This is a genomic window from Roseomonas sp. KE2513 (genome assembly GCF_016107305.1).
Lineage (GTDB): Bacteria > Pseudomonadota > Alphaproteobacteria > Acetobacterales > Acetobacteraceae > Roseomonas.
Window position 1 is genome coordinate 79544 of record NZ_RCVR01000012.1, and the last position, 13404, is coordinate 92947.

Genomic DNA, 13404 nt, shown 5'->3' on the forward strand with positions numbered 1-13404 from the left:
CCTCCGGAACTCAGTCGTTCGCGTCGGTCTCCCAGCCTTTGCTCCGCCGCCGAAATCCAGCCACCAGCACGATCACTGCCGCGGTGGCCAACAGGCCGATCATGATCACCGGCGGTTGGGAGAAGCCGTCGGGCCATATGTAGGGAATGGCCGAGAGCAGCCCGAGGAAGACGACGATCGCGATGATCGACCCGACCATGAGCCCTCTTCAGCCCAGGTGGGAGGAGAGGAAAGCCAGCGCCCGTCCTTCGGCCAATTCCGTAGCGGCGGGATTATAGCTCGAGCGGTCCTCGCAGGCGAAGCCGTGGCCGGCATCCGGGTAGAGGTGGATCTCGACGCCAGGCTGCGCTTGCCGCACCAGCTCCACGTCCGAGAGGGGAATGCCCGCGTCCTTCTCACCGAAATGAAGCTGCACCGGGCAGTGCGGCACCTCGCTGCGCGTACCGGCGATGCCGCCGCCATAGTAGCCGACCGCCGCACGGAAGGTGTTGGAGCGCGTCGCGCCCCACCAGGCGATCGTGCCACCCCAGCAGTAGCCGATGATGCCCTTGGCCGCGCCCGTGGGCAGGGCCTGCGCCGCCGCCTCCACGTCGAGCATCGCGGCCTCGTCGGAGACCTTCTTGCGCAGCGCCATGCCGCGCTCCCGGTCGGGTGCCTCGTAGCCGAGTTCCACCCCGCGCTCGGCCCGGTCGAACAGCGCGGGCGTGACCACCGCCCAGCCGAGGCTGCCCAGGTGGTCCGACAGCCGCTTCATATGCGCGTTGACCCCGAAGATCTCCTGGATCACCACCAGCCCGTGCTTCGCGTCCTGCGGCCCCGCGCGCCAGGCGGAGAGGCGATGGCCGTCGGCCGCGGTCAACTCAATCTGCATGGGATGGTTCCGAAGACTGGGGATCGCTATCCTGGCGCCATGGCCGAGATCGTCAACCTGAACCGGGCTCGCAAATCGCGCGACCGCAAGGCGGCGGAGGCGAAGGCCGCGGCCAACCGCGCTGCCCATGGCCGCACGAAGGCCGAGCGGGCGCGGGATGCCGCCGCAGAGACGGCGCGCGACGCCCTGCTCGACGGCGCCCGCCTCGAAGGCCGGGACCCGAAGGCCCCGGGATAAGGGCCGTCAGCCCTCCTTCTTGGCCACCATGCCGCGCACCTCGTCCATGGCCTCGGAGAAGCGCTTATTGAGCACCGTCAGCGCCTCGGCATTGGACTTCTGGATGAGGTCGGCCAGTTCCTTCATGTTGTTCACCGCCCGCTCGTAGGTGGCCTTCACCAGCTCGGCCTGCTGGGCCGCGCGCGAGGAGGGGTCCGTGCTGGGCGAGGAGACGCCGCGCACGGCCTCCGTCATCTCGGCCATGGACTGCTGCAGGATCTCCATGTGCCGGCGTGCGATGGCCTGGGCGCCTTCCAGCGCCACGCGGTTCGCGGCGGAAAGGGCCTCCAGGTTGCGGCGCTGCGCGGCGGCGAGCGCCTGCACATCCACCATCGGCATCTTCATCTCGGACAGCATGCGCATCGGGTCCATCTCCGGGGGCAGGGCGGGGCGATCGGACATAGCTATCCTCCTCTGGTTTCTCGCCTCATCCTGGGCGCGGGGCTCGGCGGCTGCAAGCGCCACGGCGCCCCGAAGCCGCCCTTCCGCCAGCGGTGGTCAGGCGATCGAGGTCTTGCCCGCGCCATTCCCCTTCGATCCCTTGCCGGAACCCGCGCGCGGCGGCGTGCTGGCGCCCCCTTCGCCCGGAGCCTCCGGGCCCAGGGCGGACGCCGGCGGCGTCACCTCGCCAACATCGCCGGGAACCTCGGGCAGCAGGGCGGCGTCGGAGGCATCGGGGCCGTCGCCGGGGACCTCGGGCAGCAGGGTGGCGTCGGCGGCATCGAGGCCGGCGCCGGCCGCCTCGGCCATCATGGTGCCGGTATCGGCCAGCGGCGGCTCGTCGAAGCGCTCCGCCGGCATAGCGTCGGCAGGGGGCGTTTCCGCCTCCTCGTCGGTCAGGCGCAGCGTGCGGGCGAGGCTCTCCGCCCGGTCCAGCGCACGGTCGAGCGCGGCCATGGTCGGGCCGAGATCGACGCTCTCATCGCCCTCCCAGGCACGGGCGGTGGCGATCCACACCCCCGCCAGCCCCTGCACTCGCAACGCGCCCGCGATCCCACCGGTGGAAATCCCCGCCCCCTCCAGCGTCCAGGCCATGGAGGCCATGAGGATGGGGGAGAGCAGCAGGGCCGAGATCGGGTCGCGCATGAGGTCGCGCTGCAGGCGCAGCACGCCCTCCCGATGCGGCGCGAGCGCATCCAGGCGGCGCATCAGCAGGTCGAAGACACGGTCGCGCGCGCTGCCGAAGCCGTGCTGGCCGGGAACGGTGCCCTCCAGCACCGCCTGGTCCACCGCGCGGGCGTGGGCGCGCAGGAGATCCACCGGCGTGGGATAGCGGCCGCGCAGCTCCGCCAGCGTCTCGCCGCTCTCGGCGGCGATGCGCGCGAAGGTGGTGCCGTGCCATCCCTCCCGCGCGACCACGCGCCAGAAGGCATCGAGAAGGGAAGGGGAGGGGGCGTCGCGCGTGCTCATCGTGGGCAAGATGGCGTGTCCGCCCCCTCTATCAACCTCGCCCGTTACCGGCGCGTCACCTCAGCCTGCCAGCTCGCGGGAACGCCGGGTCGCGGCGTCGATCGCCTGCGGCACCAGGGCGGGCCAGGCGTGCTCGTCCATCAGCACCGCCAGCGCCCGCTCGGTCGTTCCCTTGGGGGAGGTGACGTTCTGGCGGAGCACCGCCGCGCCCTCCGCGCTGCGGGCGAGCAGCGCGCCCGAACCTGTCACGGTCGCCCGCGCCATCCGCCGGGCAAGGTCCGGCGGCACGCCCTGCGCGATCCCCGCCCGCTCCAGCAGTTCGGTCAGGAGAAAGACATAGGCCGGTCCGCCGCCGGAAATGGCAGTGACCGGATCGATCAGGCTCTCCGCCTCCACCCAGGCGACCTCGCCGGTCGCGGCTAGCAGGCGGTCTGCCAGGGCCTTCTGCTCCGCGGAGGCACGGCGACCCGCGCAGGCGACGGTGAAGCCCTGGCCGATGGAGGCCGGCGTGTTCGGCATGGCCCGCACCACCGCCGCACCGTCCAGCATGGCGTCCAGGCCGGAGATGGTCTTGCCCGCCATGATCGAGAGGAAAAGCGCCCCGCCCCGCGCGAAGGGCCGGTAGGAGGGGAGCACCACCTCCGCCTGCTGCGGCTTGGTGGCGAAGACGACCGCTTCCGGCACGAAGCCGGACGGGATGGCCTCGGCATCCGGCACCACTTCCACCCGGTGGGCGAAGGCTTCCGTCGAGAGCTTATGCGGCTCTACCACCACGGCGTGGGAGAGGCCGCGTTCCAGCCAGCCGTGGAGAAGGGCGCCCCCCATCTTGCCGCAGCCGACAAGAAGCACAGGGGGCAGTAGATCAGACGACATCGGGCAATCCCTCGAGGCTCGCCCGCTGACCGGCGGGCTCGCCCGAAGGTTTCAGGCTTCGCCGACGCAGTCCAGCATGGCAGCGGCCAGCGCCTCGGCCGGCGCCTTGCCGCCCCAGAGAACGAACTGGAAGGCGGGGAAGAAGCGCTCGCACTCAGTGATGGCGATGTCCACCATATCCTCGAGGCTTTCCACGCTGGCGGCGCGGGCGCCGCGGAGAAGCACGGCGTGGCGGAAGACCGGCACGCCCTCCTCTCCCTCCAGCCCGAAATGGCCGATCCACAGCTTCTCGTTCGCCAGCGCCAGCAGCTCGTGCAGGCGCCCGCGCGCGGCGGCCGGGACCTTCATGTCGAAGGCGCAGGTGAAGTGCATCGCGCTGATCTCGGTGGACCAGGCGAAATGAAGGCCGTAGTCGCACCACTTGCCCGGGGCTTCCGCGGCCATCTCGCCGTCGGAGCGGCGGTCGAAGGCCCATTCGTTGGCCGCCACGATCTGCTCGACGACGTCGAGCGGGTTGGCGGCCCTGTCCCGGGTGGCAGCGAGGGTGGCTGACATGGCGTCACCTCCTATCCGAGACGGACAGACCCCCCGAGTCTGGTAGCGAATCGGCCGGGCCAGCCCCAATAGGTTGATACTGCGATGCCGAACGCAGCGGCAACCCCGAAGGCTTCAATGAGGCGTCACACGCCCCCGTCAGCCGGACCCGGATCGGTTGCACCACCCGTGGCCGCACCCGTCTCGAAGGGAGTCGCATCGGGCGGCGCGCTGTTCATCCGGGCCTCCAGCGCCTCGACGCGAAGGGCCAGCGCCTCGGCCTGCTCGCGCGCGCGACGGGCCACCTCGAGCGCCGCGTCCAGTTCCTCGCGCTTGACGAGATTCAGCCGCGCGGTCAGCGCCTCCACCTGGGCCTGAACCGCGCTCTCGATCTCGGCGCGCGCGCCCGCCAGCACGGAGAAGGCGCCGCCGGCCATGCCCGCCAGGTCATCGAAGAACTTGCCCCGGCCGCCGCCGAAGCTGCCAGTCCCGAAAGGCCCCGATGAACCCTGCCCACCCTCTTGCATGACAATCTCCGGTCGATACCGCCTCAACATGGCCCCGCCCGCCTCCCGGGCGTAGCCCCCCGCGCGCTTTTCTCGTGGGCGGGCGCCAGCGCGCCGCGAAGGTGCGGGGCCTATCGGGCGCTGCCTTCCGGCACCGCTCCGGCCCTGTCACCCGGCCGTGTCCGCCAAAGGCTGTAGGCCACGCCCGCGGCGAGGATCGCGAAAGTGACGCCAAGCGAGACCGCGGGCGGGATCTTCCCGATGCCCAGCAGGTCCGCGACGAAAATCTTGGAGCCGATGAAGATCAGCACCACGGCCAGGGCCACCTTCAGGTAGGCGAAGCGGTGAATCATCGCGGCGAGGGCGAAATACAGCGCGCGCAGGCCGAGGATGGCGAAGATATTGGATGTATAGACGATGAAGGGGTCGGTCGTGATGGCGAAGATCGCCGGCACGGAATCGACGGCGAAGATCACGTCGGCCACCTCGATCATCACCAGCGCCATGAACAGCGGCGTGGCGAAGAGGGCGGGCTGCCCGGTAACGGGATGAGGCTGGTGCACGAAGAAGCGCTCGCCGTGGTGCTCCTCGGTCACGTTCAGGTGCCGCTGCATCAGGCGCACCAGCGGGTTCTCGCCCACCGGACGCTCCCCCTCGGTAAAGAGGAGCATCTTCACGCCCGTCGCCACCAGGAAGGCCGCGAAGACGTAGAGCACCCAGGAGAAATGCGTGACCAGCGCCGCGCCGAGACCGATCATGATCGCGCGCAGCACGATTACGCCGAGGATGCCCCAGAACAGCACCCGGTGCTGGTAGACCCGCGGCACGGCGAAGAAGGAGAAGATCATCGCGATGACGAAGACGTTGTCCATCGCCAGCGTCTTCTCGACCACGAAGCCCGTCAGGTAGTTCAGACCGGGCTCGGCGCCGAGCGTCCACCACACCCAGCCGCCGAAGCCCAGGCCGAGCGCGATGTAGAGGGCGGAGAGCATCAGGCTCTCCCGCACGCCGATCTCCCGGTTCTCCCGGTGCAGGATGCCGAGGTCGAAGGCGAGAAGCGCGGCCACCAGCCCGAGGAAGGCGAGCCACATCCAAGCCGGGGTGCCGAGCCAGTCGGCAAACAAGAGCGCGGATTCCACGCGGGCCACTCCATTACCGGCCGTTGAGCCAGGAGTGATCCGACATCGCGAAGCGGCCGGCTGCTCTCGCCAGAGGGGCCCGGATCAGGGGTTGGGTGACGAACTGGCCCGGCGATTCCCCTCTTTCAAGGGCATCGAAACGCAGCGCCGGGGAAGTCGCCGCGGCGCCATTTCCCGCCGGGCGGGAACGGGCCTATACCCCCGCTTCCGTCCCAGGCCCCGCCCGCAGTCGAAGCATGATCCCCGCCATCCTCTTCCCCGCCTTCGACCCGGTTGCCATCGCCGTCGGGCCCTTCGTCGTGCGCTGGTACGCGCTGGCCTATATCGTCGGCATCGTCATCGCCTGGCAGATGGCGCGCCGCCTCGTGCAGCGCCCGCCGGTGGCCGCGACGCCCGAGCAGATGGACGACTTCGTCACCTGGGCGACGCTCGGCGTCATCCTCGGCGGGCGGCTCGGCTACGTGTTGTTCTACCGGCCGGACATCATCTGGACCGCGCCGTGGGAGGTCCTCTACCTCTGGCACGGCGGCATGTCCTTCCATGGCGGGGCCATTGGCGTCATCCTCGCGATCGCCCTCTTTGCCCATCGACAGCGCCTGCCCTTCCTCCTCTTCGCGGACCGCATCACCAGCGTCGTCCCCGTCGGCCTCGGCCTCGGGCGGTTGGCCAACTTCGTGAACGGAGAGCTGTGGGGCCGCACGACGGACGTGCCCTGGGGAGTGATCTTCCCCCATGCGGGCCCCGAGCCGCGCCACCCCTCCCAGCTCTACCAGGCGGCGATGGAGGGGCTGATCCTGCTGGTCGTCCTGCAATGGATCGTCCGCACCCCCTCGCTCCGCGCCCGTCCCGGCTTCACCTCGGGCGCCTTCCTCGCGGGCTACGGCATCGCCCGGATCATCGGCGAATTCTTTCGCCAGCCCGACCCGCAGCTCGGCTTCCTCTTCGCCGGGGCCACGATGGGGCAGCTTCTTTCCGTGCCGATGGTGCTCGTCGGCGCCTGGCTGATGCTCCGCAGCCGCCGCGTGGCCGAGGCGCCCGCCGCTTGAGCGAGGAGCGCCTCGACGCCTTCATGGCTCGCGCCAATGCCGCCTACTACGCGGGGCGCGACCCCTTCGGCGCGGGGGGGGACTTCACCACCGCGCCCGAGATCACCCAGGCCTTCGGGGAATGCCTTGGCCTCTGGGCCGCCGTCACCTGGACGCTTATGGGCAGCCCCGGCTCCGTCATCCTCGCCGAGGCCGGTCCCGGGCGCGGCACGCTGATGGCGGATGCCCTCCGCGCCATCGGCACCATGGTGCCGGACTTCGCCCGCGCGGCCCGCCTGCATCTCGTCGAGACCTCTCCCCTGCTGCGCGAAGCCCAGCGCGCCCGCCTGCCCGGTGCTACCTGGCATGAGGACCTAACCACCCTGCCGGACGGCCCGCTGATCCTGCTGGCCAACGAGTTCCTCGACGCCCTGCCCATCCGCCAGTTCGTCCGCCGCGGCGGTGCCTGGATGGAGCGATGGGTCGCCGGCAGTGCCTTCGTCGAGCGCCCCGCCCCCGACGCTCCCCTGCCCGATGCGGGCAAGGAGGGCGAGATCCGGGAGGTGAACGAGCCCGCCCTGACCATCGCGGCAGCCCTCGGCACCCGCCTAGTCGCCTGGGGCGGCGCTGCCCTCCTCATCGACTATGGCCCGGCGGAGAGCGCGCCCGGCAGCAGCCTCCAGGCGATCCGCGACCGCCGCGCCGCCGACCCGCTCGCCGATCCCGGTGGCGCAGACCTGACCGCCCATGTGGACTTCGCCGCCCTGGCTCGCGCCGCCCGTGCCGCTGGCGCGGCGGCCCATGGCCCGGTGCCGCAGGGCGTCTTCCTGACCCGCCTCGGCTTGCACAGCCGTGCCGCCGCGCTTGCCGCCTCGGAACCCGGCCGGGGCGCCCGCCACCTGGAGGCGGCCACGCGCCTCACCGCGCCCGAGGCCATGGGGCGCCTGTTCAAGGCCCTGGCCATCAGCCACCCCGCCCTTCCCACCCTGCCCGGCTTCGAGGCCGCATGACCCAGACCGCCGAGTTCCTGACCGCGCCCTCCTTGTCGGGCCTGCCGCACGGCTTCTTCACCCGCCGCGGTGGCGTCTCCGAGGGGCGCTTCGCCAGCCTCAACTGCTCCCTCTCCGGCCAGGACGACCCGGAGGCGGTCGCGCGGAACCGGGCGCTGGCCATGCGCGCCATCGGCACGGAACCCGCCTCCCTCTCCGGCCTCTATCAAGTGCATGGCATCGACGTGGTGGTGGCCGAGGCCCCGATCCCTGTGGAGGCCCGCCCCCGCGCGGACGGCGCCGTGACTAACCGCCCCGGCGTCACCCTTGGGATCATCACCGCCGATTGCGGCCCCGTCCTCTTCGCCGACAGCCGCGCGGGCGTGGTCGGCGCCTGCCATGCCGGCTGGCGCGGCGCCCTGGCCGGCGTGCTGGAGGCCACCATCGCCGCCATGGAAGGCCTGGGCGCCAGCCGCGCGAACATCGCCGCCTGCCTCGGCCCCTGCATCCGCCAGCCGAGCTACGAAGTGGGCGCCGACCTGCGCGACGCGCTTCTCACCGGGGATCCCGGGGGCGACCGCTTCCTCGCGCCCGGCAGGCGAGACGGCCACTGGCAGTTCGACATGGCCGGGCTGATCCTCGCCCGCCTTCGCGCGGCCGGAGTTGCCGCCGAGGCCCTGCCGAACGATACCCTGACGGAGGAAGAGGGCTTCTTCTCCCACCGTCGGCGCACCCTGGAGGGCGGCGGGCCGATCGGGCACCAACTCTCGGCGATCGCACTGCCGGGGTAGGGGCTGCCTCCTGCAACCCTCGGGAAGCGCGCTGCCCTCCCCATGACCCAAGGCGAACCGGCAACGGGGTCGCCTGTGCCGTTCCCCCTTAGGATGAGTGCTGGCGCAACCCCGCCCGCCCCGCGATAAGGGCCCCCCATGCCTTACCTCTTCATCTTCCTCGCGCTCGCCTTCCTCACCCTTGTCGCCTCCTGCGTGATCGGCTGAGCGCATGCGCCCCTTCCCGAGCTTTCTCGCCGCCCTCCTGCTGCTGACGGCCTGCGGGCCGCTGCCGCAGCCCTTCCGGGGCAATCCGGGCGCCGAGGGCCGGCGGCTCGCCGCGCCGCCGGCCTATCGAATTGCGGTGCCGTCTCCTTCGGCCGCCCTTCTGTCGGACATGGCCTCCAGCGACTTCGCAGTCGCCATGTCGGAGGCGTTGGAAGGGGCCGAGGTTCCTGCCGTGGCCGGGCCGCCGGCCCCGCTCGACTGGCGCCTCGACATCACCGCGGACCGGGAGGGACAGGGCGTGGTTCCCGCCTACGCCATCCGCGATGCCGACGGCCGCGTGCTCGGCCAGGCGCGCGGCGCGCCGGTGGGCGTGGCCGCGTGGAGCCAGTCCGAGCCCGGGATGCTGCGCGAGGTGGCCTCCCGCGACGCCACCGTGGTCGCGGGCCTCCTCTCCCGCGGCGAGGCCGCCCGCCGCGCCTCCGAGACGGTGGCCTTCAACGGCTCGGCCGGCCCGCCGCGCGTGCGCTTCACCGGCGTCCGCGGCGCCCCCGGCGACGGCAACCAGGCCCTGGCCGCGCGCATGCAGGAGTTCCTGGCCGGAAAGGGCCTCGTGGTGCAGGAAGGGGCGGAGGGCGCCGCCTTCGCCGTCTCGGGCGAGGTGACCATGGCACCCGCGGCGGACCGGAAGCAGCGGGTGGAAATCCTCTGGAAGGTCTCGCGCCGGGATGGGCACGACCTCGGCCGCGCGCTGCAGCTGAACGAGGTGCCGAGCGGGAGCCTGAACGGCCTCTGGGGCGACGTGGCCTATGTCGTGGCGGAGGAGGCCTCGGTCGCGGTGCGCGACATCATCGCCAATGCCGGTGGGCTGGGCGAGGCCGCCGCGCGCCGCGAAGGTCCCGCGACTCCGGCGGCTGCAACCCCCGGGGAGGCGCCAGTGGCCGCGCCGGCTCCGCCACTCGCGCCTCGCGGCGGGACGGGGCGGTAGCGGCCGCTCCCTCGCGCGGGGCGGCACGGGCATGCGCCTTGCGTGGGGCGCAATCCCTCGGCCGGCATGGACTTGGCGGCGCCCGGTTGCTATCCCCCGGCCGCCCCACGCCGCCCGGCCGCTGACCTGCCCAAACCCAGGGCTCGCCCCAGGGTCGGCCAAGCCTGCCCACGGCGCGCCCGGAGATTTCACGCGGATGAAGATCCTCGCCTGCAACAGCAACCGCCCCCTCGCTGAGGCGGTCGCCGCGGCCCTGAACCTGCCGCTCACCCAGGCCTCCGTCCGCCGCTTCGCGGACCTCGAGATCTTCGTGGAGATCCAGGAGAACATCCGCGGCGAGGATGTCTTCGTCATCCAGTCCACGAGCTATCCCGCGAACGACAACCTGATGGAGCTGCTGATCACGCTCGATGCGCTGCGCCGCTCCTCGGCGCGCCGCGTGACGGCAGTGATCCCCTATTTCGGTTATGCCCGCCAGGACCGTAAGTCCGGCCCCCGCACGCCGATCTCGGCCAAGCTCGTCGCCAACCTCATCACCCGCGCCGGCGCGGACCGCGTTCTCACGCTCGACCTGCATGCGGGGCAGATCCAGGGCTTCTTCGACATCCCCGTGGACAACCTCTTCGCTGCCCCCCTGTTCGCGCGCGACATCCAGGAGCGCTTCAAGGGCCGCGACCTCATGGTCGTTTCCCCCGACGTCGGCGGCGTGGTGCGCGCGCGCGCCATCGCGACGCGCCTGCACACGGACCTTGCTATCATCGACAAGCGCCGCCCGCGCGCCGGCGTGTCGGAGGTGATGAACGTGATCGGCGACGTGGAGGGGCGCGACTGCATCCTCGTGGACGACATCGTCGATTCGGGTGGCACGCTCTGCAACGCGGCCGATGCGCTGCTGAAGAACGGCGCGCGCTCCGCCTCGGTCTATGTCACCCACGGCGTGCTCTCGGGCGGCGCGGTCGCCCGGATCGGCGCGGCGCCGATCGAGCAGATGGTCACGACGGACAGCATCCAGGCGACGGAGGCGGTCCGCGTTTCCTCGAATATCAAGCAGCTCACCGTCGCCCCGCTGCTGGCCGAGGCGATGCGCCGCATCAGCGAGGAATCCTCCGTTTCCACGCTGTTCGACTAGAGGCGCCGCAGCGCCTCCCGCGTCGCCTCGTCCAACGGGAAGAAGGTCTCCACCGTCAGCTCGGACAGCGCCACCTCGTGCGCCGTGCCGAAGACCATGGTGGTCGTGAGAAAGGACAGCTCCACCTCGCCCAGCCGCAGGCGGAAGGGCAAGGCGAGCGCCGCCGGCTCCGCGGCCTCACCGTGCGGCGCGGGGAGGGCGCGCAGCTCGCGCAGCAATTCCACGAGAACGGGGTCGCCGCTCACCGTTGCCTGCCGCGCCAGCCGCGCGAGGAAATGCGCGCGCACCAAGCCGAAATCCCCGATCCGCGGCGCGAGCCCCGCCGGATGCAACGCCAGCCGCATCACGTTTACCGGCCCCGCCAGCAGCGCCGGATCAACCCCCGCGATCAGCGGCCCGACCGTGGCGTTGGCCGAGACGAGGTTCCAGTGCCGGTCCACCGCCAGCGCCGGGTTCGGCGCATGGGCCGCGAGAACCGCCTCCACCGCCGCCCGCATCGAGGGGTCGTCCGGTCCCCGCTCCGGATAGGCGGGCGCGAAGCCGGCGGCCGCCAGCCAGAGGTTCCGCTCCCGCAGCGGCACATCGAGCTGCTCGGCCAGGCGCAGCACCATGGACCGGCTCGGCATGGCGCGGCCCGTCTCGAGGCAGCTGAGGTGCCGGGTGGAGATCTCCGCCTCCAGCGCCAGGTCCATCTGGCTCATGCGCCGGCGATGCCGCCAGCCGCGAAGGTGGTCGCCGATCGGGGTCGTGCGCGCGCTCATCCCTGGAGCCTATCGCCGCTTCACGCGTCGTCTCCATGACCTCCGAGGTCATCGACCCGCGCCCCGCCGCCGGCACAGGGTTCGCCCACCGGCGATCCCGCCGGACGTGCAGGAATCCCCCCATGAACGCTTCCCCCTTCCTCCGCCGCGCCCTGCTGCTGGACGCGGCGGCGAGCGGCGCCACCGGCGCGCTGATGCTGCTGGCCACGGGCCCGCTGGCCGATTTAACTGCGCTGCCGCCGGGCCTGCTGCGCGTGGCCGGGGCCGTGCTGCTTCCCTATGCCGGCTTCGTCCTCTGGCTCGGCCGCCACGCGGCACCGGCTCGGGCGCTTGTTCTCGCAGTCATCGGCATCAATCTTCTCTGGGCAGCCGAGAGCGTTGCCATCCTCGCCCTTGGCTGGGTGGCGCCGAACGCGCTGGGAACCGCCTTCGTCCTCACACAGGCCTTGGTTGTCGCCGCTTTCGCCGGATTGCAGGCCGCGGGCCTGCGCAGCACCGCCGCCATGCCGGCCTGAGCGCCGTGCCCGTCCACGCCGTCGGAGAGGGGCGGCGTGGATCGCGGTGCCCGCCCCCCTTCAACCCCGGCCGCAATTCGGCCACCCTCCGCCCGCCAAGGCTGAGGACACGCCCGATGAAGCTCTACTATTCCCCCGGTGCCTGCTCGATGGGCATCCACGTGATCCTCGAGGAGATCGGCAAGCCCTACGAGCTCTCGCTCGTCTCCACGAAGGACGGCGCGCAGCACAAGCCCGAGTACAAGGCGGTGAATCCGAAGTCGAAGGTGCCGGCGCTGGATCTCGACGAGGGCGGGCGGGCGCTCACCGAGTGGCCGGCCATCGCCCTCTATCTCGGCTCCAGCAACCCCGAAGCCGGGCTGCTGCCCAGGGAGCCCGCCGCCCAGGCCCGCGCGCTGGAGGCGATCGACTACGTTACCGGCACCATCCACCCCAACGCCTTCACTCGCCAGTTCCGTCCGGCCAACTTCTCCGTGCGGGACGAGGACCACCCGCAGGTAATCGCGCAGGCGCAGGAGAATGCCGACAAGTTCTTCGAGCTGCTGGACAGGAACTGGACGGGCGACACCTGGATCCTGCCCGAGGGCTACTCCGTCGCCGACGCCGCGCTGTTCTTCGTCGAGTACTGGCAGGCCAAGCGCGTCGGCAAGCCGCTGCCGCCGAAGCTGGACCGGCACCTCAAGGCGATGCTGGAGCGCCCGGCGGTAAAGCGGGCACTGGAACAGGAAGGACTGGCGGCCTGAAGGAAAGCGGGCTGGGGAGAGCAAACCCTGGCCTGTGCCAGCGCATGACCGAACCGAACCCCGTCCCCTTCTGGTTCCTCCGCCACGGCGAGACTGACTGGAACGCCCGCATGCTCTCCCAGGGAAGAGTGGACATCCCGCTCAACCCTGTGGGTCTCGCCCAGGCCGGCCGCGCCGCGGAGGCGCTGGTAGGGAAGGGCATCCGCACCATCCACTCCAGCACCCTCGGCCGTGCGCGCGTGACCGCGGAAGTCGTGGCCGCGCGCCTCAACCTGCCCGTTACTTTCGACGAGAACCTCGTCGAATGCGCCTTCGGCGTGCAGGAGGGCCAGGAGATGTCCGACTGGTTCACCGATTGGGTCGCCGGCCGCTCCACACCCGAGGGCGCCGAACCTTTCGCCGACCTGCGCGAGCGCGCGGTGAACGCCATCAATCACGCGACCGCCCAGCCGGGCCCCGTGCTGGTGGTGGCGCACGGCGCCCTCTGGCGCGCCTTCCGCCAGGCGGCAGGCCTTCCCGCCAATATCCGCACCCCCAATGCCCTGCCCCTCTGGGTGGAGCCGCCGGATGCGCCCGGTGAGGGCTGGCGAATGACGCCGGCGGAACTTGGGCGGTGAGGTACTTCTGAAGGGGCGGCGCGGGTGACTCCG

Annotated in this window: 18 protein-coding genes; 9 read left to right on the forward strand and 9 right to left on the reverse strand. The window is 71.5% G+C overall.

Annotated features, from left to right (window positions below; translation table 11 throughout):
* Window positions 1-10: 10 nt before the first annotated feature.
* Together D9599_RS14010 and D9599_RS14015 are read right to left on the reverse strand one after the other, a co-directional pair.
* Window positions 11-199 carry a hypothetical protein gene (locus D9599_RS14010; RefSeq protein ID WP_198381851.1) on the reverse strand — a complete coding sequence of 63 codons (189 nt, stop codon included), beginning with the start codon at window positions 197-199 and terminating at the stop codon, window positions 11-13.
* A 9-nt stretch (window positions 200-208) separates the two neighbouring features.
* A complete protein-coding gene (locus D9599_RS14015) occupies window positions 209-871 on the reverse strand; it encodes a dienelactone hydrolase family protein (protein ID WP_198381852.1) in 663 nt (220 codons plus the stop codon).
* 3 nt (window positions 872-874) lie between these two features.
* On the opposite strand from D9599_RS14015, the gene D9599_RS14020 reads away from it, so the two are divergent.
* Window positions 875-1108, forward strand: coding sequence for a DUF4169 family protein (locus D9599_RS14020; protein ID WP_232480497.1), 234 nt, complete (start codon window positions 875-877; stop codon window positions 1106-1108).
* A gap of 6 nt (window positions 1109-1114) precedes the next feature.
* On the opposite strand, the gene D9599_RS14025 is transcribed toward D9599_RS14020, so the two are convergent.
* From D9599_RS14025 to D9599_RS14050, 6 genes are all read right to left on the reverse strand, one after another.
* Window positions 1115-1549: a phasin family protein gene (locus D9599_RS14025; RefSeq protein ID WP_198381853.1), complete on the reverse strand. Its 435-nt coding sequence runs from the start codon at window positions 1547-1549 to the stop codon at window positions 1115-1117.
* A gap of 96 nt (window positions 1550-1645) precedes the next feature.
* The gene (locus D9599_RS14030; protein ID WP_198381854.1) at window positions 1646-2566 is read right to left on the reverse strand and encodes a hypothetical protein; all 921 of its coding nucleotides are present in this window, start codon (window positions 2564-2566) and stop codon (window positions 1646-1648) included.
* Window positions 2567-2617: 51 nt separating this feature from the next.
* Entirely contained in the window at window positions 2618-3430 is an 813-nt protein-coding gene (gene proC / locus D9599_RS14035) for a pyrroline-5-carboxylate reductase (protein ID WP_198381855.1), read from the reverse strand.
* Window positions 3431-3481: 51 nt separating this feature from the next.
* The gene (locus D9599_RS14040; RefSeq protein WP_043831814.1) at window positions 3482-3985 is read right to left on the reverse strand and encodes a YbjN domain-containing protein; all 504 of its coding nucleotides are present in this window, start codon (window positions 3983-3985) and stop codon (window positions 3482-3484) included.
* A gap of 125 nt (window positions 3986-4110) precedes the next feature.
* Window positions 4111-4491, reverse strand: a complete 381-nt coding sequence (locus D9599_RS14045; protein ID WP_198381856.1) for an accessory factor UbiK family protein — start codon at window positions 4489-4491, stop codon at window positions 4111-4113.
* A gap of 110 nt (window positions 4492-4601) precedes the next feature.
* Window positions 4602-5609 (reverse strand): TerC family protein, encoded by a 1008-nt coding sequence (locus tag D9599_RS14050; protein WP_375373052.1) that lies wholly within the window; start codon window positions 5607-5609, stop codon window positions 4602-4604.
* 236 nt (window positions 5610-5845) lie between these two features.
* Here D9599_RS14050 and lgt point away from each other — a divergent pair, with 236 nt between their 5' ends.
* The 5 genes from lgt (at window position 5846) to D9599_RS14075 (ending at window position 10735) form a co-directional block, all read left to right on the forward strand.
* Window positions 5846-6655, forward strand: a complete 810-nt coding sequence (lgt, locus tag D9599_RS14055) for a prolipoprotein diacylglyceryl transferase (RefSeq protein WP_198381857.1) — start codon at window positions 5846-5848, stop codon at window positions 6653-6655.
* A 23-nt stretch (window positions 6656-6678) separates the two neighbouring features.
* Window positions 6679-7644 carry a class I SAM-dependent methyltransferase gene (locus D9599_RS14060; protein WP_198381930.1) on the forward strand — a complete coding sequence of 322 codons (966 nt, stop codon included), beginning with the start codon at window positions 6679-6681 and terminating at the stop codon, window positions 7642-7644.
* Window positions 7641-8414, forward strand: coding sequence for a peptidoglycan editing factor PgeF (gene pgeF, locus D9599_RS14065; protein WP_198381858.1), 774 nt, complete (start codon window positions 7641-7643; stop codon window positions 8412-8414). The genes D9599_RS14060 and pgeF overlap by 4 nt, the downstream gene beginning before the upstream one ends.
* A gap of 211 nt (window positions 8415-8625) precedes the next feature.
* Window positions 8626-9606 carry a hypothetical protein gene (locus D9599_RS14070; RefSeq protein ID WP_198381859.1) on the forward strand — a complete coding sequence of 327 codons (981 nt, stop codon included), beginning with the start codon at window positions 8626-8628 and terminating at the stop codon, window positions 9604-9606.
* Window positions 9607-9802: 196 nt separating this feature from the next.
* A complete protein-coding gene (locus D9599_RS14075) occupies window positions 9803-10735 on the forward strand; it encodes a ribose-phosphate pyrophosphokinase (RefSeq protein ID WP_198381860.1) in 933 nt (310 codons plus the stop codon).
* Here the strand turns inward: D9599_RS14075 and D9599_RS14080 are convergent.
* Window positions 10732-11496, reverse strand: coding sequence for a helix-turn-helix domain-containing protein (locus D9599_RS14080; protein WP_198381861.1), 765 nt, complete (start codon window positions 11494-11496; stop codon window positions 10732-10734). The genes D9599_RS14075 and D9599_RS14080 overlap by 4 nt on opposite strands.
* A 122-nt stretch (window positions 11497-11618) precedes the next feature.
* Here D9599_RS14080 and D9599_RS14085 point away from each other — a divergent pair, with 122 nt between their 5' ends.
* The 3 genes from D9599_RS14085 (at window position 11619) to D9599_RS14095 (ending at window position 13371) form a co-directional block, all read left to right on the forward strand.
* Window positions 11619-12011: a hypothetical protein gene (locus D9599_RS14085; protein WP_198381862.1), complete on the forward strand. Its 393-nt coding sequence runs from the start codon at window positions 11619-11621 to the stop codon at window positions 12009-12011.
* Window positions 12012-12127: 116 nt separating this feature from the next.
* A complete protein-coding gene (locus D9599_RS14090) occupies window positions 12128-12754 on the forward strand; it encodes a glutathione S-transferase family protein (RefSeq protein WP_198381863.1) in 627 nt (208 codons plus the stop codon).
* A gap of 44 nt (window positions 12755-12798) precedes the next feature.
* Window positions 12799-13371: a histidine phosphatase family protein gene (locus D9599_RS14095; RefSeq protein ID WP_198381864.1), complete on the forward strand. Its 573-nt coding sequence runs from the start codon at window positions 12799-12801 to the stop codon at window positions 13369-13371.
* Window positions 13372-13404 lie beyond the last annotated feature (33 nt).